The following is a 20,122-nucleotide window of genomic DNA, read 5'->3' on the forward strand; positions in this document are numbered from 1 at the left end:
CGGGTCTCCCGCGCCGGGGCCGGTTCGGGCCGAGGGGGCGGAAGGTCGTCGCGGGTACGGGGCACATGCTGCCGCAGCTTCCGGCGGGTCTGGGGTGATCGACTACCGGCCCGTCCACCACGCGGTGGAGTCGAGTGGCCGGTGCGGTCGACGCTGCCGGATCTGGGCAGGGGGGTGCCCGGGGTGCGGGATCCCGATCAGAACGGGCAGAGCGCCTTGCCCGCGCCGGTGCCGGGACGGATGGCGGGGAACTCCGGTCCCTTCCAGTGGCCGATCGGCGCGCGGGTGATGGCGGGAACAGCCGCGAGGGGCTTCTCCACGCTCATGTCCACTCCCGGGGCCGACGGCATCTGGTGGAGAAGTTAGCCGCCGCTGCCGGCCGGGTCAACCGGGGAGACGTATCGTTATCTGCCCGCCGACCTGCCCGTTCGTCAGTTCGGCCAGCTTCTCGCCGTCCCTCCATATGGCGCAATGCGAGATAACATTCCGCATCTTGACAGGGGTTTTTGTGCCCCGTACCTTCGCTGCAAGTCGGCGAGGCGTCAGGGTGCTGCTGGGGTGCAGCCCGACCGCCCGAACCGACCGTGACCAGCGTTGCCCGGCCATGCCGTGACGCCGTCAGCGGTTCTCGCGGCCCTGATTGAGCACTTTCAATCTGGCAGTTCAGGCATTCAGCACCATCACCGAGTCGATGCAGCTCGCGTCGGACCGCGCCGCAGCAGTCAGGTGGCCGTCTCCCTCGCAGCGGAGCCGTCCCTTCGTATCCACCGAACGCCCTCCTCCCGACCCCGCCGGCACCGGCGGTGGAAGACGTCGAGGGCACGCGCGAAGTACCTGAGGAGCATCACGATGAACCCACGACGTACCGGTGCGATGGTCGCCCTCGCCGCGCTGCTCTTCACGAGCGCCTGCGGCGGGGCCGAAGGCGCCGCGGACAGCCCGGACGGCACCACGAAGGTCTCCGTCACGACGTTCGGCTGCGAGATCTGGAACACCTGGGCGATCGGGAAGGGCGTCTACGGCAAGCACCGGCTCGACGTCGAACTGGTCCGGTCCGGCGGCGGCTCGGCGGCGGTCGCCGCGGTCCTGTCCGGGGCGGCGGACTTCGGCTACGTCAACGGCTACACCGCGATCAACGCCTACAACACCGGCTTCCCCATCCAGATGGTGTCCGGCGTCAACGTCAACGCGTTGCCGCCGGCCAAGCCCGCGCAGGGCGTCTTCGTCGGCAAGGACTCCCCGATCAAGGCGGCCACCGACCTCGCCGGCAAGAAGATCGCGGTCAACGAGATCAACGGCATCAACCAGATCGTGACCGCGAGCTGGCTGAAGGCCAACGGGGTCGAGCCGGAGAGCGTCAGCTTCGTGGCGCTGCCCTTCGCCGAGCAGATCCCCGCCGTGCTCAGTGGACGGGTCGACGCCGCGCAACTGGGTTACTCGCTGCTGGGCAACAACAACGACAACGTACGCAGCCTGGCCGACCCCTTCGCCAGCAGCGACAAGATCTACATCGCGACCTACGTCGCCGCCAAGAGCTTCGTCGGCAAGGGCGACGCCGCCAAGCGCTTCCACGAGGCGATCACCGAGACCGCGCAGCAGCTCAGCGACCCGGCCAACACCGACGAGGCGTTCCGGTTGCTCTCCGAGTGCCAGAAGGTGCCGGCGGCGACCCTCGCCGCCCAACCCCAGAACGCCCTCGAAGCGGACGTCGACGTCGCCGCACTCGACCGGATGGCCCAGCAGATGGTCGACCTCAAGATGCTCCAGAAGAAGCCCGACCTGGCCCCCTTCGTCACCGACTTCGCGCGGTCCTGACCTGTCCGTCGTCGCGGTAGGCGGGCCACCATGAGGGGAGAGGACGGGACATGGCGTCGGACGTCCGTGTGATTGACCAGGTCGAGGCGGACGCCCGGCCCACCGGCGGGCCGGTCGCGGCCCGCCGGTGGGGCCCCACACCCGACTGGGTGCTGGGGGTGGCGGGCGTGGTGACCATGTTCGTGCTGTGGGACCTGGTGGTCCGGGCCGGGGCGGTCTCGGTGGACTCCCTGCCGTACCCGGCGGCCACCCTGCGACGGGCCGGCGAGCTGCTCGTCGACGCGACGTTCCTGACCGAGGTGGTGCAGACGCTGTGGGCATGGTTGCTCGCCATGCTCGCGGCCAGTGCGGTCGGTATTCCGCTGGGGCTGGTCCTGGGCTACTTCTCCGCCCTCTACCGGCCGTCGTCCTCGGTGGTGCACGCCGGCCGGTCGATTCCCTCGTCGGCGTTCCTGCCGATCGCCATCCTGATGTTCGGGCTGGGCACCCAGATGAAGGTGTCGCTGGCGATCTACGCGATCTTCTGGCCGATCCTGCTCAACGCGATGTACGGCGTGCGCGACACCGAGCCGCTCATGCTGGCCACGGGACGGAGCATGGGGTGGACGCGGACCCGGCTGCTGACCAGGGTGGTGCTGCCGTCGGCGGCCCCGTCCATCGCCACCGGGCTGCGGGTGGCCAGTTCGACGGCGCTCATCGTGGTGCTCTCGGCCGAGCTGCTCGGCGCCACCAACGGGGTGGGAACCGTGATCACCACCTACCAGCAGGCGCAGCGACCCGACTTCGTCTACGCGGGGATCCTGCTCGTCGGCCTGCTCGGGATGGGCCTCTACTACGGCTTCAACCTGGTCGAGCGCCTGGTGGTGCCGTGGGGCCAGGCACAGCGGGAGGGTGGGCGATGAGCGGGCAGGGGTTGCGTAGGCCGGTGGTCACGTCGGCACTGGCGGCGGGACGCGGAGTGCGGTCGCTGTGGCTGCTCGCCCTGCTGCTGGTGGTGTGGGAGGTCGCCGCCCGGATGGCGGGCTCCCTGTTCGTCCCGCCGGTGTCGCAGATCTTCGGAGCGTTCGTCGACACCTGGCTCTCCGCCTCGCCGTCGTCGCTGTTCCTCAGCTCCCAGTTCCGGGCCGACGTCCTGCCGAGTCTCGCGCGGCTCGGCCTGGGCTACGGCGCGGCGACGGTGCTCGGCGTCGGCGCCGGCATCCTGATCGGGGTGTGGCGGCCGGCCGGCGCGTTCTTCAACCCGCTGATCCGGCTGGGCATGTCGGTGCCGGTGACCGCACTGCTGCCCATCGCCATCGTGCTGTTCGGCATCACCAGCGGGATGAACGTCTTCCTCATCGCGCTCGGCTGCCTGTGGCCGATCCTGATCAACACCTACGACGGCGTCCGGGGCCTCGACCGGACGGTGGTCACCGCTGCCCGGAGCCTGCGGCTGACCCGGCGGCGCTACTTCCTGCGGGTCCTGCTGCCCGGTGCCAGTCCCGCGATCTTCGCGGGCATGCGGATCAGCATCGGGATCGCCCTGGTCCTCATGGTGATCTCCGAGCTGTACGCCGCCACGGCCGGCCTCGGGTTCTACATCGTGAGCCAGCAGCGGCTGTTCAACTTCCCGGAACTGTGGTCGGCGATCGTCCTGCTGGCACTGCTGGGCATCCTCTTCAACGCCATCTTCGCCCTGGTCGAGCGGGTGCTGCTCAGGTGGCACCGCAACGTACGCCCCGACGGCGCGGAAAGCCACTGACCGACACCACGTAGGAGCCCCGGATGAACCCCGTGACGACCCGACCGCACCAGCCCGGTGCCGCCCTCGACACCCCCGTGCTCAACGTACGCGAGTTGAGCAAGTCCTACCGGTCCCGCAAGGGCGACGTGCCCGCCGTACGCAGCATCGAGTTCGCCGTCCACACCGGCCAGTTCGTGTCGGTGGTGGGGCCCTCCGGCTGCGGCAAGACCACCCTGATGATGTGCATCGCCGGGCTGCTGCCCATCTCCGGCGGCGCGGTCATGTTCCGGGGGGAGCGCATGTCCGGTCCCCGCGACGGCGTGGCGGTCGTCTTCCAGGACTACAGCCGCTCGCTGTTCCCCTGGTTGACCGTCGAGAAGAACGTCGCCCTCCCGCTGCGCGACCGGGGCCTGCCCCGCGCCGAGATCCGACAGCGGGTGCAGGAGGCGCTGGAGATGGTGGGCCTGGCCCACGCCGCCGGGCTGCACCCGTGGCAGCTCTCCGGCGGCATGCAGCAGCGGGTCGCCATCGCCCGGGGCCTCGCCGTACGACCGGAAATGCTGATCATGGACGAGCCGTTCGCCTCGGTGGACGCCCAGACCCGGGCCAGCCTGGAGGACCTGCTGCTCAAGGTCTGGGCGGAGACCGGTACGACGGTGCTGTTCGTGACCCACGACATCGACGAGGCGGTCTACCTGTCCGACCGGGTGGTCGTGCTGTCGCAGGGGCCGTCCGTCGTCGTGGCGGACCTGCCGGTCACCCTCGACCGGCCCCGCGACCAGATCGCGACCAAGCAGACGGCCCTCTTCGGTGAACTCCGCGAGCACGTCTACTCCCTGGTCATGTCCTCCCAGCGGCGGACCTCCCTGTCGGGGGAGCCGAGCTGACCGGATGACGCCGGGCCGGCCCCGGATCGGCCCCGGATCGGCCCCGGATCGGCCCCGGGTCGGCTCAGCCCGGGGCAGCTCCGGACCGGCTCAGCCGGTAAGCGCCCGGGTTCGACTCGGCCGGTGGGCGGAACCGAGGTCGGCTCAGCCCGGGGTCGGCTCAGCCGGTGGCCGGTTCCCGGGTGTCGGCCGGTACGACCAGCGGGGATCCGGTGACCGGGTCGGGCACCACCTGGTTGGGCATCCCGAAGACCTCGGCGACCAGCCCGGCGCTGACCGTCGAGGCGGGATCCCCGGCGGCCACGATCCGGCCGTCGCGCATCGCGACCAGATGGGTGGCGTACCGGGCCGCGTGGTTGAGGTCGTGCAGCACGGCCACGACGGTGCGCCCCCGGGTGACCAGGCGGTGCAGCACGTTGAGCACGTCGATCTGGTGGGCGACGTCCAGGTAGGTGGTGGGCTCGTCGAGCAGGACGAGGGGCGTCTCCTGGGCCAGCACCATCGCGATCCACGCCCGTTGGCGCTGCCCGCCGGAGAGTTCGTCGACCCGACGGTCGGCCAGGTCGGTGGTACCGGTCGAGACCAGGGCGGCCTCGACGGCCGCCTCGTCGGCGTGGGAGAAACGGCGTAGCACCCGCTGGTGGGCGTAGCGGCCCCGGCCGACCAACTCCCGCACGCTGATCCCCTCGGGCGCGGTCATCGCCTGCGGCAGCAGCGCGAGCCGGCGGGCGCGTTCCTTGGCCGGTAGGCCGCCGAGGTCCGATCCGTCGAGCAGCACCCGGCCCGCGGCGGGACGCAGCAGTCCGGCGAGGGCCCGCAGCAGCGTCGACTTGCCGCAGGCGTTCGGTCCGATGAGCACGGTGAACGAGCCGTCCGGCACCGTGATCGACAGGTTCTCGCTGACGATCCGTTGGTCGTAGCGCAGGGTGACGCCCTCCGCCCGGAGCCGCCCGTTCAGCTGGTCGACCATCCGGTCCTCCTGATCTCGTGGACGAGCAGCCAGAGCAGGTACCCCCCGCCGAGAGTCACCGTGACCACCCCCACCGGCACGGTCAGCGGGATCACGTGTTGGGCGACCAGGTCGGAGCCGAGCAGCAGGACCGCCCCCACCACGGCGGTGGCGGCGAGGGGCAGTCCCGGTGCCCGGACGAGCCGGCGGGCGATCTGCGGGGCGGCCAGGGCGACGAAGACGATCGGGCCGGCGACGGTGGTGACCGCGCTGACCAGGGCGACCGCGACCAGGACGAGGGCGGCGCGGTGCCGGTCGACCGCGACTCCGCTGGCCGCTGCCACGTCGTCGCCGAGTTCGAGTTGGGCCAGGGCCGCCGCCCCCAGCGGGGTGACCGCCAGCAGCACCAGGACGACTCCGGCGGCGGGCCAGACCACGTCGGCGGTGGCGGTGTTCAGGGTGCCGGCACCCCAGGCGGCGGCGAAGAGGGCGGTCTCCAGGTCGGCGCGGAGCAGCATCCAGGTGTTGGCGGCGGCGAGCATCGAGGAGACGCCGACGCCCACCACGATGAACCGGAACCCGGAGAGCCCGTCGCGGTAGGCGAGCAGGTAGATCGCCAGCGCGGCCAGCAGGCCACCGGCGAGCGAGCCGAGCATCAGCAGGTGCCAGCCGCCACCGAGCAGCAGCAGGGCGACCAGCATGCCGGAGAACGAGCCGTTCGCCAGGCCGATGACGTCCGGGCTGGCGAGCGGGTTGCGGGTGATGGTCTGGAAGATCGCCCCGGCGACGCCGAGGGCCGCGCCGAAGGTGACGGCGGCGGCGACCCGGGGCAGTCGCCACTCCAGCACGACGGTGCGGGTCAGCCCGCCGATCCGGCCGCCGAGCACGCCGAGCACCTCGTCGAAGCGGAGGGGGAAGTCGCCCCGCCAGAGGCCGACCACCGCCAGCACCACGACGACGAGCGCGGCGGCGGCGCAGACGACGGCCTCGCGTACGCCGACGGTCACGTGCCGGCGGTCGGTGCCGAGCAGCAGCCGCCGCCCGGCGGTGCGGCGGACCGGGCGGCTCACAACGCGGTCGCCCGTCGGCGTCGGGCCAGGGCGATCAGCACCGGGGCACCCACGAACGCGGTGACGACACCGACCGGCATCTCGCTGGGCAGGACGGCGATCCGGCCGAGCACGTCGGCCAGCAGCACCAGCATCCCGCCGGCCAGCAGCGACCCGGCGAGGATGCGGCGCTGGTCGGTGCCGACGCCCCAGCGCACCAGGTGCGGCACCACGAGCCCGACGAACGAGATGGGGCCGGCGATGGCGCTCGCCCCGCCGGCGAGCAGGGTCACCGCGCCCAGCACGAGCAGCCGGGTCCGCACGAGGCTGACGCCCTGCGCCGCTGCCAGGTCCGGGCCGAGCGCGAGCGCGTTCAGGCTGCGGGCCGCGACCAGCGCGGTGACCAGCCCGACGGCGATCAGCGGCAGCACCGGCAGCACCACGGCGGTGTCGCGTTCGAGCAGGCTGCCGGCGTTCCAGCCGCGCATCCGGTCGAAGGTGTCGGGGTGGGTGAGGGTGATGCCGGTGGTCAGGCCGGCGAGCACGGCACCGGTCGCCACCCCGGTCACCAGCAGCCGGGTGGGGGTGGCCCGCAGGTCGGCGGCACCGCCGACGGCGTACACGGCGGTGGCGACCAGGAGCGCGCCGAGCAGGGCGAGCCACATGTAGCCGACCGGCGAGGTGATCCCGAGGAAGGCGATGCCCGCCGCGACGAAGGCGGCGGCCCCGGCGTTGACGCCGAGGATGCCCGGGTCGGCGAGCGCGTTGCGGGTGAACGCCTGCATCAGCGCTCCCGCTACGCCGAGGCCGGCACCGACCAGCAGACCGGCGAGGGTGCGGGGCAGGCGTTGCCCCCAGACCACGTACTGCGCGGTGTCGGTGCCGGCGCCCCGCAGCGCCGCCCAGACGTCCGCCGGGGGCACCGGGTTCGCGCCCACGAAGACCGACAACACCATCGACACCACGAGGACGACGACCGCACCGGCCAGCCAGCGTCGGGTGGTACGGCGACGCGCGGCACGGCCGGTGGTCGGCCGTACCGCGCGGTCGGGTGTGGTGGCGGTCAACTCGACGCGGTGAGGATGCGTTCGAGATCGTCGAGGACGGCCTGCCCGCCGACGGTGCCCACCCCGGTGATCCAGAACGACTGGTCGACCAGGTGCAGTCGGGGGAAGGCGGCGGCGTTGGCGGTGACCGAGGCGGGGATGGTGCTGCGGTCGTTGACGTCGACGGTGGTGACGAAGACGTGGTCGGCCTTGGCCTCCAGCACCCGCTCGGGGGAGACGTCGACCGAGATGGAGTTCTCCCAGTCGCGCTCGGGGGTCTTGAAGCCGACGCACTCCAGCGCGCTGCCCGCGAACGAGGTGGGGCCGTAGAGGGTGAGGACGCCGTCGCGGGGACGGATGAGCTGCGCGGTCTTCCCGGCGGTGCCGAACTTCTTGGCGATGTCCGCGCACCGCTGCCGGAAGCCGGCGAGGAGCTTGTCGGCGGAGTCCGCGCCACCGAGCGTGGTGGCGGTGAACTTCACGTTGTCCTGCCACGGGTCGGCCTGGGAGGCCATGAACACGGTCGGGGCGACGTCGGTGAGTTGCTGGTAGAGGGCGGAGTGCCGGGACTCGGTGCCGATGATCAGGTCGGGCTTGAGGGCCGCGATCTTCTGCACGTTGGGTTCCTGGACGGTGCCGACGGTGGTGATGCCGGCCGCCTTGTCGCCGAGGTACTTGGGCACGCCGGCGGCCTCGTTGAGCACGGCCGCGCCGACCGGGGTGATCTCCAGGGCGATGGCGGTGTCGAGCTGGACCGGTTCGAGCACGACGACCCGGGTCGGCGTGGCCGGTACGGCGGTCTTGCCGCGGGCGTGCTCGACGGTTCTGGTGTCGCCGCCGTCGCCGCCGTCGGCCGGGTCGGCGTCGGCGGAGCCGCAGCCGGCCACGACGAGCGCCGCCGCCGTGGCGGCGGTGAGGGCGAGGAGGCGTCGGCGGAGTGTTCGGGGGGCTGGCGTACGCATGGTGCGAGGTTCCCGTCTGGCTACTTACCGTAATTACCGACTAACATTTTTAGGTTAGCATTACCTAATCATCGATCTCGTCGCGGGTCGGCCGATCGTGCCAATATCCCTGAGTGTGGACCTGCTTCGGGTCGATCTGCGCCTCGGCACAGAGCATTCGCACCTGCGCAATCTTGCTACTCTCCGTAGCTATCCAGGCGTAAAAGTGCGCCCCGGACGCCGCTGCGGCCGGACCGTGCTCGGCCAACCAGTCGCCCACCATGGCGGTCAGCACCGCCCCACCCCGGGCTCCGGCACGCAACCGGACCTCGACCGGGTGGCCGGCGGTCACGTCGTCGAGCGTGGCGGCGTCCGCCGCGAGACCCGCCTCCAGCAGGACCGTGGCCCGCACCTGCGGCCCGAGGCCGGACAGGATGCCGCGTACCGCCGGATACGCCGTCTCGTCCGCCGCGATCAGCACCCGCGTCGCCGGCCCCGGCTCCCACTGCACGCCGTACCCGGGCTGACCGGCGCGGACGTGCGGGCCGGACAGCAGCAGCCGGTCCCCCGGCCGGGCCGTCGACGCCCAGCCGCTCGCCGGGCCGTGCGGCTGGTGCAGATAGAAGTCCAGGTCCAGCTCACCCATCGCCGGCCGGGTCCGGTACGCGGTATAACTGCGCAGCCTCGGGCGTTCACCGGCGGGAACGGCCCGCCACACCCGCCGCCACTCCCGCTCGGGCAGCCCCGCCCGCAACCCCGCCGGGTGGTCACCACCGACCGGCAGCAGGATCTTGATCCGTTGATCCAGGTGGTACGGGGCCATTTCCCGCAGCCCCTCGTCGCCGAGCGTGACCCTGACGAACCCGGGCGACAGCCGACGGGTCGCCGTCACCACCGTCCCGAACAGGATGTTGGGCGAGTTGCCGAATGCTGACATGCCGGCAGAGGTTAGCGGGTCCGACCTGGTCAGAGCATCGCCCCGGTGCGCGGGGTGACCCAGCCGCCGCTGCGGAGGAAGCCCGGGGCCAACGGCGGACACCTCCCCGGCGGGGGGGGTGTCACCCCGGGTCGCGTCGATCTCCAGGAGCCTGTCGCCGGCCGGGAGCGGACCCGCACCGGGGACCGTCACCCCTCCCGGACGATCACCGCCGCGCGGTGGTGATCGGGCTGGGCGACCACGTCGAGCAGCGCGACCGCGAAGTCCGGGTAGCTGATCCGGCTGCCCGGGTCACCGTGTCCGGCGAGCCGGTAGCGGCCGGAGCGGACGCCGTCACGGTCGAAGTCACCGGCGGGCGCGAGGTAGGTCCAGTCCAGCCCGGCGGTCCGCAGCTCGGCGAGACCGGCGGCGTGGCCCAGGTAGAAGGAGCGGTACTCGTTCGGGAAACCCGGCTCGTCCATCAGGGCCGCACCGGACGCCCCGGGCATGACCGCGGAGAGGCCGACCACCACCAGACGGCGTACGCCCGCCTGGGCGAGACCGTCGACCAGTGCCCGGGACGACGCGGTGAAGAAGTCGTGCGGTGGCACGGACAGGTCCACCGCGGCACTGACGGCGGCGTCCTGCCCGAGGGCCGCCCGCTCCACGTCCAACGGATCCGTCACGTCCCCGGCCACCACCCGTACGTCCCCCAGGTCCCGGTGACGTGCGGGGTCGCGTACCACGGCGGTGACCTGGTGGCCGCGTCGCCGCGCCTCGGCGACGACCTGCCATCCGGCCCGGCCGCCCGCGCCGAAGACCACGATCCGCATGGGTGAGCACCCTTCCTCAGGGCCGGTCCGGTGTGGTCCGGCCGAGGACCCGACGCTATCGAGGGACATGGTTACCACCCGGATACCGGCTATCGTGAGGCGATGAGGCCGCCCCTGCCCGCCGACATGTTCGACGAGTTGTGCCCGTCCTCGCTCAACCCGATCCGGTTCGGCGACAAGTGGGCGGCGCTCGTCATCCGCTGCCTCGAACACGGACCCCGCCGCTTCTCCGAGCTGCGCGTGCCACTGCACCGGGTCACCGCCACGGTGCTCACCCGGTCGCTGCGGTCCCTCGAACGCGACGGCCTGGTCCGGCGCACCGTCCAGCCGCCGCACGTCGAGTACGAGCTGACCCCGGTGGGCCGCAGCCTGCTCGAACCGATCGCGGTGGCGTGTGCCTGGACCGAACGGCACTGGGACGCGCTGCTCGACGCCCGGGAGTCGTACGACGCCGCCACCGGTCGCGCCACCGGGCGGCGGGTCGCGTCCCCGTCGGCCGGATCGCGGGCCTGGGAGGCGGCAGGCTAGCGTCGGGGCGTGACCATCGGATCTCCCCGCGTCCTGCCCGCCGAGCGTGGCCTCGCCGAGGCCGCCGCCGTGCTGCGGGCCGGCGGGCTGGTCGCCTTCCCCACCGAGACGGTCTACGGGCTCGGCGCGAACGCGCTGGACTCCCGGGCCGCGGCGCGGATCTTTGCGGCGAAGGCCCGACCGACCTTCGATCCGCTGATCACCCACCTGGCCGACGCCGCCGACCTGCCGGCCCTCGTCGGTGCGCTGCCCCCGGCGGTCGCCGCACTGGCCGAGCGGTTCTGGCCCGGCCCGCTCACCCTGCTCGTGGACCGGCCCGCCGCGATCCCCCCGATCGTCACCTCCGGCCTCGACACGATGGCCGTCCGGGTGCCCGACGAGGCGTCCGCCCGCGCGCTGATCAGGGCCGCCGGGGTGCCGGTCGCCGCGCCGAGCGCCAACCGCTTCGGGCAGCTCAGCCCCACCCGGGCCGAGCACGTCGTCCGGGGGCTGGGCGCGGCGGTCGACCTGGTGCTCGACGGTGGCCCCACCCGGTGCGGGATCGAGTCGACCATCGTGGACGCCCGCGGCCCGCACCCGGTGGTGCTGCGGCTGGGGGCGCTCGCCGTGGAGGACCTCGTCGCGGCGATCGGCCCGGTGACGGTCCGGCCGGGCAGCTCCGGGCAGCCGGTGGCCCCGGGTGCGTTGGCCGCGCACTACGCGCCGCGTACCCCGCTGCGTCTGCTGGGAGATGCCGGGCCGCCGCCGGCCGACGGAATCCGCCGGGGATTCCTGGCCTTTCGACATCCCCCGGCGGACTACGCGGCGGTCGAGGTGCTCTCGCCCGCCGGTGACGTGACCGAGGCCGCCGCCCGGCTCTTCGACGCGCTGCACCGGCTGGACGCGGCCGGGGTGACCGAGATCCTCGCCGAACCGGCCCCCGACGAGGGGGTCGGACAGGCGATCAACGACCGGCTGGGCCGCGCCGCCGCCACCTGGTCCCCGGCCGCCCCCTGATCCCCGCCGCGCGCCGTCCCGCCGTGCGCCGTCCCGCCGTGCGCCGTCCCGCCGTGCGCCGTCCCGCCGTGCGCTAACCCGCCGCGCAGCAACCCGCCGCGCAGCAACCCGCCGCGCAGCAACCCGCCGTGCGCCAACCCGCCGCGCAAGAACAAGGAAGTAGTGGTCATTCGGCCGCAGGACGCCACTACATCATGGTTCGGGCACGATCTTGCGGTGTCGGCGGCGGGGGTGGCGGCGGCGGGGGTGGTGGCGGCGGGGGTGGCGGTCAGCGGGTGGGCGGACCCGGCAGGTGCTCCACCAGGCGGGTCAGCGCGCCGTTGGCGAAGGTCGCGCCGAGCGCCGAACCGGCGGCGATGCCCCAGCCCACCGGGCCGAGCGGGGTGCAGCCGAAGAACTGGCTCACCCCGGGTGTCTGCACCACGGCGGCGAGCACCCCGACCGAGGCGGCGGTCGACGCGAGCACCGTCGGGCTGGTGCCGCCGGCCAGGACGGTCTGCCCCAGCTGGGTGCCGACCAGCGAGACCAGGGCCACCGTGCCGGCCCGCCGTTCCCGGCCGGTCCACCGGGCCACCGTCCAGCCGGCGGTCGCGCCGAGGGTGGTGGCGGCGGCACGCAACCCGATCTCCCTGTTCATGGTGTCGCCGAGGGAGGCGTCCGGCCCCTCGCGGAGCAGCCCGTCGGCATGGTCGGCGTCGGGTGGCCGAACCGCGATGGCCAGGGCCGGCGCCAGGTCGGTGAGCAGGTTGACCAGGAGCAGCTGCCGGCCGTTGAGCGCCGACCGGCCGGCGACGGCGGCGCTGAGCACGCTGAACCCGATCTCGCCGAGGTTGCCGCCGACCAGGATGCTCAGCGCGTGACGTACCGACGACCACATCGCCCGTCCCTCGACCAGGGTGGCGATGATGGTCTCCAGCCGGTCGTCGGTGACCACCAGGTCGGCGGCGGCGCGGGCGGCCGGGGTGCCCCGCTGGCCGAGGGCGATGCCCACGTCGGCCAGCCGGATCGCCGGGGCGTCGTTGGCGCCGTCACCGGTCATCGCCACGGTACGACCGCAGCGCTGCAACGCCTGGATGATCCGCACCTTGTGCGCCGGGGTGCACCGGGCCACCACGTCGGTGCGGCCCAGTCGCTCACCGAGCGCGGCGTCGTCCAACTCGTCCAGCTCGGTGGCGGTGACCACCCGCTGACCGTCGGCCTCCGGACTGATCGTCGCCGCGATCGCCGCGGCGGTGGCCGGATGGTCCCCGGTGATCATGATGGTGTGCACGCCGGCCTGCCGGATCCGGCGGACCGCCGGGGCGGCGCTCTCCCGCACCCCGTCGGCGAGGGCGAGGAAACCGACGAAGACCAGCCCGCGCACCTGCTCGTCGGTGACCTCCCCGGTGCCGGCCCGGCACTCCGCCACGGCCAGGATCCGGTGACCCGCACCGGCCCGGTCGGCGAGCGCGGTGTGCAGCCGGTTCCGGCGCGCGGCGTCCAGCGGCTCGTCCCGACCGCCCGGCAGCCGCCACGAACCACACCGGGGCAGCACCGTCTCCGGGGCGCCCTTCACGCTGAGCAGCAGTCCGTCGGCCGTCCGGCCGACCGTCGCGTGGTATCCCCGGGACGGCTCGAACGGCAGCCCACCGGCCGCCGACCAGTCGGACGCGCCGGTCTGCTCGGTCACCCCGGCCTGCCGTGCGCCGTACCGGACCGCCCGGTCGGTGTGCTGCGGCAGCTCCTGCGGATCGGCCGCGTACGGGGTGGCGCGCAGCCCGGCGGCGAGGACCCGGCGCAGTTCGTCGTCGAGCCGGTCGACGGGGGCGAACCGGTCGCCGTCGCCGACCCCGGCGAGCAGCAGCCTGCCCTCGGTGAGGGTGCCGGTCTTGTCGAAACACAGCACGTCCACCCGGCCCAGCGCCTCGATGGTGCGCGGATTGCGGACCAGCGCGCCGTGTTCGGCCAGCCGCCGGGCAGCGGCCAGCTGTGCCGCGCTGACCAGGAACGGCAGCCCTTCCGGCACCGACGCCACGGCCAGGTTCGCGGCGGTCGCCGCCGTCTGCCCCAGCGGTACGCCCCGCAGCAGCCCCGCCCCGGCCACCGCGACGGCCGACGCGACGGCCAGCGGGACCGCCGACCGGGTGAGCCGGCCGAGCCGGGCCTCCACGCCGCTCTCCGGCGGGGCCTGCCGGGCCAGCGCGAGGCTCCGGCCGGACTCGGTCCGTGCCCCGGTCGCCACCACCACCGCGGTACCCCGGCCGGTGGCGATGGTGGTGCCCTCGTAGAGCATCGAGGTGCGGTCGGCCAGGGCGGCGGCGACCACCGGGGCAGCCCCCTTGCCGACCGGCAGCGACTCGCCGGTCAACGACGACTCGTCGGCCTCCAACCCGTCGGCGGTGAGCACCCGGCAGTCGGCCGGCACCGCGTCCCCCGGCCGTACGGTCAGCACGTCGCCGCAGACCAGGTCCTCGGCGGCGATCACCCGTTCGGCTCCGTCCCGCAGCACCCGGGCGGTGACCGCCGACCGGGACAGCAGATCGGCCAGTGCCCGGTCGGTGTTGCGCTGGTGCACCGCCCCGACCAGCGCCGAGCCGCCGACCACGCCGCCGACCAGGGCCGCGTCGACCAGCGAGCCGAACGCCGCGGAGAGGACCGCGCCGGCGGCCAGCACCGGTGTGAGCGGGTTGGCCAGCTCGTCGACGAAGGCCCGGAGCAGTCCGACGGTGCCGGCCGTCGTCGCCGGGTCGGCGCGGTGCCGGCGCTGCGCCTCGGCGTCGGTCAGGCCCTCCGGGCCGGTGTCGAGCTGGCGCAGCACCGTCGCCACCGGCATCAGGTGCCAGGCGGTGCCGGCCGGTACCGGCGCGTCGGTCGGATCGGGCAGCCGGCGGGCCCGCCACACACCGTTGGCGAAGGCCAGCGCCGCCGCGCCGTTGACGGCGGCGAGGCTGCGGCCGGGCAGTTGCGGGGCCGGGGCGGTGAACGCGCCCAACGCGCCGAGCCCGGTGCCGGCCATGGCCAGACGGATGTTCTGCCCGGTCATCCGGCGGGCCACGCCGGCCGCCTCGATCAGCAGCGCGGGAATCCGCAGGTCGGTGCCGACGAGCAGATGGGCACCCCAGGGCGGCAGATCCTCGGGGGCGGCCACGCCGAGCCCGCAGTCGGAGCCGGCCAGCGCCACCCGGTCCCCGGAGACCAGCATCACCACCGCGCCGTCGCGTTGCAGGGTGCGGACGGACTCGGCGAGCCGGTCCCCGCCGGGCAGCACCGCGTCGGCGAAGCCGTACCGCTGCGCGTCGGCACCGGCGACCACCAGGCGCAGGCCGGCGTGCCGGGCGGCGGTGGGCAGCGCGTCGACGCCGGGAGCCGGTTCGGGGGCGACCCGGACGACGGCGGCGAGGCGGCCACCGTGGACGAGACCGAGCAGCGGGCCGCCCGCCGCACGCAGCCGTGCGCTGTCCGGGGTGTCCCCCGGGTCGGCGACGTCGAGGTCCGCCAGGGGACCGAGCCGCCAGCCCGCCGCCTCGTGGACGTCGTCCGGGTGGTCGGGGTCGAAGAGGGCGAACGCCCGCCCGGCCACCTCACCGGTGTCCGCGCCGGCCAGCGGGGCCAGGTCGGCGAGGACGCCACGGGCCGAGCCGAGCACGGCCGTGTCCAGCACCACCGTGTCGATCCGGTCGAGTTCCCGCAGCACGCTGCGGTCCATGGCGATCACGCCACGCCGGGCGAGCATCCGGCCGAGCTGGGCGGCGTACCCTTCGCGGCCACTGCCGGGGGCCTTGGGCAGGGCGGCGAGGCCGAGAGCGGCGGCCCGCTTCGGCCCGGCGACGGGCCACGCGGCGACCCCGGCGGCGGCCCCGGTGGCGAGCATCGTCGAGACGTACCGCTCGACCGGGCCGTCGGGGCGGGGGCAGGGCCGGTGGACCCCGGGCGAGCGGGCGACGGCCCGGTCCGGGTCACCGGTCAGCCCCGGCTCGGCCCGGGTCCAGGTGGCGAGCTGGGCGCGGGCCTCGCCCCACTGGACGATCCGCTGCGCGCCGTCCAGGACGATGCCGGCCCAGCCGCCGGTCAGGCCCTGCACGACCGCCTCGGCGAGCGGGAACAGCACCTCGGCGCGCGGGTCGGCACGCAACCCCCGGCCGGCGAGGTCGTGCAGCTTCGGGTGCAGGTCGACGGCGGTGAGCAGGCCGGCAACCTCCCCCGGCACCGGGGTGAACGGCAGGATCCGGGTGGCGGCGGAGATGGTCAGTCCCAGCGCGTCGGAGGCGAGCGCGCCGAGGGTCCGGGGGGTACGCGGCCCGTCCTCCGGCGGCTGCGGCGGTGGGATCTCCGGATCCGGCTCGTGCGGGCAGACCCGTTCGACCCGGGCCACCGTGTCGATCAGGTCGCGCAGTCTCGGCTTCGGCTCCGCGACGGCCACCACCACCCGGCCGGACGGGGCGTTCACCCGGGCCCAGGCCACCCCGGGGAGCCGTTGCAGCGCCACCTCGACCTGCCGGGCCAGCCGGTCGCCGCCGTCCTGGCAGACGCCGTGCACCTCGATGTGGTGCCGGCCGTCGCGGGACCAGACCCGGCGACGGGTCAACCCGGCCACCCGGGCCAGCCGGCCGGCGGCCGAGCCGACGCCACGGGACACCCCGCCGACCAGCGGCGGCACCGGCACCGACGGAAGGATCCGGCCGGTGACCCGACCCAGCGTGGTCATCGAGCGGTACGGCCGACTCGCCGGTCCTGCCCCCTGCCGCCGTACGCCATCTCGCCTCCCGCGTTCGTCAGGCGGCATGGCTTCCCGGCAGGGCGTCCGTTATGCCCCCCGGGTGGGGGAAGTTTCCGCCGGTGGCGGGGCATGGACGGCGGTGCCCGTGGAATCCGGCTGACGATCCGACGAGTCGGCGGGAGGCCGCGATGAGCACGATCACGAAGAACCTCAGTGGCAGCCGGGAGACGGTCCACGCGTACACCCGACGGGTGGAGGTGCCGATGCTGGGCGAGGTGGCGGTGCCACCACCGGACAAGATCGCCTACTACGCGGGGCTGGGGGTGCTCGCCGCCCTCCAGGTCATCGAGTGGCCGCTCGCCCTGGTGATCACCGCCGGTCACCTGCTCGCCGACCAGCACCTGTCGGGGTTGGTCAAGGGGATCGGGGAGGCGCTGGAATCGGCGTGACGAGATCGGTCGGCCCTTGACCTCAACCAGGGTGCAGGTCGCAGGCTGGGTCCATGCCTGTCGTACCGTCCCGGGCCGGGGTCGTCCGGTGACCGCCACCCTCGCCCCGGCGGCCCGCCTCTACGACCCGCGGCTGCGGGCGATGACGGTGGGCAGCGTCGCCCTGGTGTCGTTGCTCGCCTTCGAGGCGTTGGCGGTGGGCACCGCGATGCCCACGGTGGCCCGTGCGTTGGACGGGCTGGGGTTGTACGCGCTCGCCTTCGGCGGTTCGTTCGCCGCCGGGGTGCTCGCCATGGTGCTCTCCGGCATCTGGTGCGACGCCCGGGGGCCACGTGCCCCGATGTGGGGCGGGGTCGGGTTGTTCGTCGTCGGGCTGTTCGTCGCCGGGAGCGCCGACGCGATGGGCACGCTGGTGGTCGGCCGGGCGGTGCAGGGGTTCGGTTCCGGGCTGCTCTCCGTCGCGCTGTACGTGGTGGTCGGGCAGGCGTACCCGGAGGAACTGCGACGGCGGGTCTTCGCCGCGTTCGCGGCGGCGTGGGTCGTACCGTCGCTGGTCGGGCCGGCGGTGGCCGGGCTGATCGTCGAGCACCTGGGCTGGCGGTGGGTCTTCCTCGCCGTGCCGGTGGTGGCGCTGCCGGCGGTGCTGCTGGTCGAGTCGGGCCTGCGCACGCTCGACCGGCCGAAGCCGTCCGGGCCACCGGCGGGCGCGGTCGCCCGGATCGGCTGGGCGGCCGGAGCGGGGGTGAGCGCCGCACTGCTGCACCACGGGGGGCAGCAGCGCGGCGCGTCCGCCATGATCCTGGTGGCGGTGAGCCTGGCCGGCCTGGGGGTGTGCGCGCCCCGACTGTTGCCGGCGGGGTTCCTGCGCGCGGCCCGGGGCCTGCCCACGGTGGTGGGACTGCGCGGGTTGGCGGCGGCGGCGTTCGCGGGTGCGGAGGTGGTCATCCCGCTGATGCTGTCCCGGCAGCGGGGTTTCTCGCCGACCGCCGCCGGCCTGGTGCTCACCGTCGGGGCGTTGTCCTGGGCGGTGGGCTCCTGGACCCAGGGGCGACTGCCGGCGCCGCGCTCCTCGGCGACCCTGCCCCGAGCCGGCCTGGCCTGCGTGGCGGCGGGCACGGCCACGGTCGCCCTGGCCGTCTGGCCGACCGTGCCGGTGGCGGTCGGGGTGGCCGGCTGGGCGGTCGCCGGCCTCGGGATGGGCCTGGCCTACCCGTCGCTGTCGGTGCTGACCCTGGCCCTGTCGGCCCCCGGGGAACAGGGGCGCAACAGCTCGTCGCTGCAACTGGCCGACTCGTTGTTCACTGCCACCGTGCTGGCGTTGACCGGGGCGGTGCTCGCCGCCGGGACGACGCCCGGCCCGGCCGGTTACGCGGGGACGCTCGCCGTGGCGGTGGCCTGTGCGCTGCTCGGCGCGCTGCTCGCCGGCCGGGTGGTGCCGACCCGGGGGCGGACCGCCTGATCCGGGCGAATCCCGCCTGGCCGACCGGGGTGACCGGGAGGATGGGGAGCGATGAGCTTCCTGACGATCCTGCCGATGGCCGTGGTGATGGTGGCCGGTACGCAGCTGGTGGCGGCGGTCTTCCTCGCCTCCGGCGACCGGCCCCGCCAGGCGTCGTTGGGCTTCCTGTCCGGCGCGGCGATCGTGGTGTCCGCCGGGACCACCCTCGCCTGGCTGGTTTTCCGGGTGGTCAAGGGTACGGCCGGTGGGGGCGGCCACGGCAGGGTCGAGCGGGTCATCGACTGGCTGGTGCTGGGGCTGCTCGTGGTGCTGGCGGTGGTGGTGTTCGTCCGACGGCACTCGTCCGGCGAGCCGAGGTGGATGGGCCACCTCCAGCACGCCGGCTTCGGGTACGCGCTCCGGCTGGGCCTGCTGCTGTTCCTGGTGATGCCCTCCGACGACCTCACCATGGTGGCGGTGGGGGCGACGGCCGCCCGGCACGACCTGTCGTGGTGGCACCTGCTGCCGTTCATGCTGCTGACCCTGCTGTTGCTGGCCCTGCCGTTGCTGGCGTTGCTGCTGCTCGGTGACCGGGCGGACCGGGTGCTGCCCCGGATGCGCGACTGGGCGGACCGGCACTCGTGGATCATCAGCGAGGTGGTGGTCGCCTTCTTCCTCGTGCTGACCGTGGTCGACCTGCTCACCTGAGACCGTGGCCTTTCTCTGTCACGTTCCGGGTGGTCGGCTCGTCGGTCTGGTGGTCGGCTCTTCGGGCGCGAGGGAGGGGGACGGGATGCGGGTGCTGGTGACGGGTGCCGGCGGGACACTGGGGCGGGCGGTGCTGCCCCGGCTGCGTACCGACGGATTCACCGTGCGGGCGATGAGCCGGCGGCCCCGGCACGATCCGGCGGCGGACTGGGTGGTCGCCGACCTGGCCACCGGCGCCGGGTTGGCCGGGGCGGTCGCCGGGATGGACGCGGTGCTGCACCTGGCGTCCCATGCCGGTGGCGGTGCCCGGACGCACCGGGTCGACGTGCTGGGCACCCGCCGGCTGGCGTTGGCCGCCGCGGGCGCCGGGGTGGGCCACCTGCTGTACGTCTCGATCGTCGGCGTCGACCGGGTGCCGATCCCGTACTACCGGCACAAGGTGGCGGCGGAGCAGGTGCTGGCGGCCGGCCCGGTGCCGTGGACGGTGCTGCGGGCCACCCAGTTCCCGGCGTTCCTGGACCGGCTGTTGCGGACCACCAGCCGGCTCGGTCCGGTGCCGGGTGACCCGGCGGTGCTGGCCCAGCCGGTCGACCCGCGGGAGGTGGCCACCCGCCTCGCGGAGCGGCTGACCACCGGACCGCGCAACGGGATCGAGGAGTACGGCGGCCCGGAGGTGCTCCGCTTCGACGAGGCGGTACGGGCCTGGCGCGCGGCCCGACGGTCCCACCGTCCACTGCTGCCGGTGCGCCTGCCGGGGCGGTTGGGCCGGGAACTGCGGGCGGGTGGCCTGACCACGGGCGCCACCCCGACCGGACGGCGGACCTGGGCCGAATACCTGGCCGACACGTACGGGGGACCGGACCGAAGATGAGCCGGGCGCGGATTCGGTCCCCGCCTACCGTGACGCCATGCTGCTCTTCGTCGCCACCGTGCTGCTCTACGTCTTCGGCCTGGTCTTCCTCTACGGCGTGATCCGTCTCGCCGTGCGACACGGCATGGAGGACCTGGAGGCCCGCCGCCCGCAGTCGCTGCGGGTGGCCCGGTCCGCGTCGGCCGACGACCGGGCCTTCCTGCGGGAGAACTCCTTCCTCGGTGGCAACTGACGCGCCGGACCGGGTGGTCCGCAGGTGATGACTCACGACCCGGCC

19 protein-coding genes are annotated in these 20,122 nt (G+C 74.1%); 11 read left to right on the forward strand and 8 right to left on the reverse strand.

Translation table 11 applies throughout. The annotated features are described in order from the left end of the window. Positions 1 to 197: 197 nt before the first annotated feature. Complete coding sequence (locus tag O7612_RS01030) at positions 198 to 326, reverse strand: hypothetical protein (RefSeq protein ID WP_269458962.1); 129 nt, start codon at positions 324 to 326, stop codon at positions 198 to 200. 523 nt (positions 327 to 849) lie between these two features. On the opposite strand from O7612_RS01030, the gene O7612_RS01035 reads away from it, so the two are divergent. From O7612_RS01035 to O7612_RS01050, 4 genes are all read left to right on the forward strand, one after another. After that, the gene (locus O7612_RS01035; protein WP_282269614.1) at positions 850 to 1,815 is read left to right on the forward strand and encodes an ABC transporter substrate-binding protein; all 966 of its coding nucleotides are present in this window, start codon (positions 850 to 852) and stop codon (positions 1,813 to 1,815) included. A gap of 68 nt (positions 1,816 to 1,883) precedes the next feature. After that, entirely contained in the window at positions 1,884 to 2,717 is an 834-nt protein-coding gene (locus O7612_RS01040; RefSeq protein WP_282269615.1) for an ABC transporter permease, read from the forward strand. Further along, positions 2,714 to 3,556, forward strand: a complete 843-nt coding sequence (locus O7612_RS01045; RefSeq protein WP_282269616.1) for an ABC transporter permease — start codon at positions 2,714 to 2,716, stop codon at positions 3,554 to 3,556. Before O7612_RS01040 ends, O7612_RS01045 begins: the two co-directional genes overlap by 4 nt. A 23-nt stretch (positions 3,557 to 3,579) precedes the next feature. Beyond that, positions 3,580 to 4,425: an ABC transporter ATP-binding protein gene (locus tag O7612_RS01050; RefSeq protein WP_282269617.1), complete on the forward strand. Its 846-nt coding sequence runs from the start codon at positions 3,580 to 3,582 to the stop codon at positions 4,423 to 4,425. Between the two features lie 160 nt (positions 4,426 to 4,585). Here the strand turns inward: O7612_RS01050 and O7612_RS01055 are convergent, their stop codons facing one another. From O7612_RS01055 to O7612_RS01080, 6 genes are all read right to left on the reverse strand, one after another. Next, complete coding sequence (locus O7612_RS01055) at positions 4,586 to 5,383, reverse strand: ABC transporter ATP-binding protein (protein ID WP_282274108.1); 798 nt, start codon at positions 5,381 to 5,383, stop codon at positions 4,586 to 4,588. Further along, positions 5,380 to 6,444, reverse strand: a complete 1,065-nt coding sequence (locus O7612_RS01060; RefSeq protein WP_282269618.1) for an iron chelate uptake ABC transporter family permease subunit — start codon at positions 6,442 to 6,444, stop codon at positions 5,380 to 5,382. The genes O7612_RS01055 and O7612_RS01060 overlap by 4 nt, the downstream gene beginning before the upstream one ends. Further along, positions 6,441 to 7,490, reverse strand: a complete 1,050-nt coding sequence (locus O7612_RS01065) for an iron chelate uptake ABC transporter family permease subunit (RefSeq protein WP_282269619.1) — start codon at positions 7,488 to 7,490, stop codon at positions 6,441 to 6,443. The genes O7612_RS01060 and O7612_RS01065 overlap by 4 nt, the downstream gene beginning before the upstream one ends. After that, positions 7,487 to 8,431 carry an iron-siderophore ABC transporter substrate-binding protein gene (locus O7612_RS01070; protein WP_282269620.1) on the reverse strand — a complete coding sequence of 315 codons (945 nt, stop codon included), beginning with the start codon at positions 8,429 to 8,431 and terminating at the stop codon, positions 7,487 to 7,489. Before O7612_RS01070 ends, O7612_RS01065 begins: the two co-directional genes overlap by 4 nt. A gap of 64 nt (positions 8,432 to 8,495) precedes the next feature. Then, positions 8,496 to 9,347 carry a siderophore-interacting protein gene (locus tag O7612_RS01075; RefSeq protein WP_282269622.1) on the reverse strand — a complete coding sequence of 284 codons (852 nt, stop codon included), beginning with the start codon at positions 9,345 to 9,347 and terminating at the stop codon, positions 8,496 to 8,498. Positions 9,348 to 9,535: 188 nt separating this feature from the next. Then, positions 9,536 to 10,159, reverse strand: coding sequence for an NAD(P)H-binding protein (locus tag O7612_RS01080; protein WP_282269624.1), 624 nt, complete (start codon positions 10,157 to 10,159; stop codon positions 9,536 to 9,538). A 102-nt stretch (positions 10,160 to 10,261) separates the two neighbouring features. Here O7612_RS01080 and O7612_RS01085 point away from each other — a divergent pair, with 102 nt between their 5' ends. Both O7612_RS01085 and O7612_RS01090 read left to right on the forward strand, forming a co-directional pair. Next, entirely contained in the window at positions 10,262 to 10,687 is a 426-nt protein-coding gene (locus O7612_RS01085; protein ID WP_282269626.1) for a helix-turn-helix domain-containing protein, read from the forward strand. A 33-nt stretch (positions 10,688 to 10,720) separates the two neighbouring features. Then, positions 10,721 to 11,683, forward strand: a complete 963-nt coding sequence (locus O7612_RS01090) for an L-threonylcarbamoyladenylate synthase (RefSeq protein WP_282274109.1) — start codon at positions 10,721 to 10,723, stop codon at positions 11,681 to 11,683. Positions 11,684 to 11,951: 268 nt separating this feature from the next. On the opposite strand, the gene O7612_RS01095 is transcribed toward O7612_RS01090, so the two are convergent. Beyond that, the gene (locus tag O7612_RS01095; RefSeq protein ID WP_282269628.1) at positions 11,952 to 16,367 is read right to left on the reverse strand and encodes an HAD-IC family P-type ATPase; all 4,416 of its coding nucleotides are present in this window, start codon (positions 16,365 to 16,367) and stop codon (positions 11,952 to 11,954) included. A 200-nt stretch (positions 16,368 to 16,567) separates the two neighbouring features. Here O7612_RS01095 and O7612_RS01100 point away from each other — a divergent pair, with 200 nt between their 5' ends. From O7612_RS01100 to O7612_RS01120, 5 genes are all read left to right on the forward strand, one after another. Next, the gene (locus O7612_RS01100) at positions 16,568 to 16,828 is read left to right on the forward strand and encodes a hypothetical protein (protein ID WP_067300884.1); all 261 of its coding nucleotides are present in this window, start codon (positions 16,568 to 16,570) and stop codon (positions 16,826 to 16,828) included. A gap of 88 nt (positions 16,829 to 16,916) precedes the next feature. Further along, positions 16,917 to 18,287: an MFS transporter gene (locus tag O7612_RS01105; protein WP_282269634.1), complete on the forward strand. Its 1,371-nt coding sequence runs from the start codon at positions 16,917 to 16,919 to the stop codon at positions 18,285 to 18,287. A gap of 51 nt (positions 18,288 to 18,338) precedes the next feature. Then, complete coding sequence (locus O7612_RS01110) at positions 18,339 to 18,974, forward strand: GAP family protein (protein WP_282269636.1); 636 nt, start codon at positions 18,339 to 18,341, stop codon at positions 18,972 to 18,974. A gap of 85 nt (positions 18,975 to 19,059) precedes the next feature. After that, the gene (locus O7612_RS01115; protein ID WP_282269638.1) at positions 19,060 to 19,845 is read left to right on the forward strand and encodes an NAD(P)H-binding protein; all 786 of its coding nucleotides are present in this window, start codon (positions 19,060 to 19,062) and stop codon (positions 19,843 to 19,845) included. Between the two features lie 37 nt (positions 19,846 to 19,882). After that, entirely contained in the window at positions 19,883 to 20,077 is a 195-nt protein-coding gene (locus O7612_RS01120; protein WP_067300874.1) for a hypothetical protein, read from the forward strand. Positions 20,078 to 20,122: the final 45 nt, after the last annotated feature.

The organism is Micromonospora sp. WMMD987, assembly GCF_029581435.1.
Classification (GTDB): Bacteria; Actinomycetota; Actinomycetes; order Mycobacteriales; family Micromonosporaceae; genus Micromonospora; species Micromonospora rifamycinica.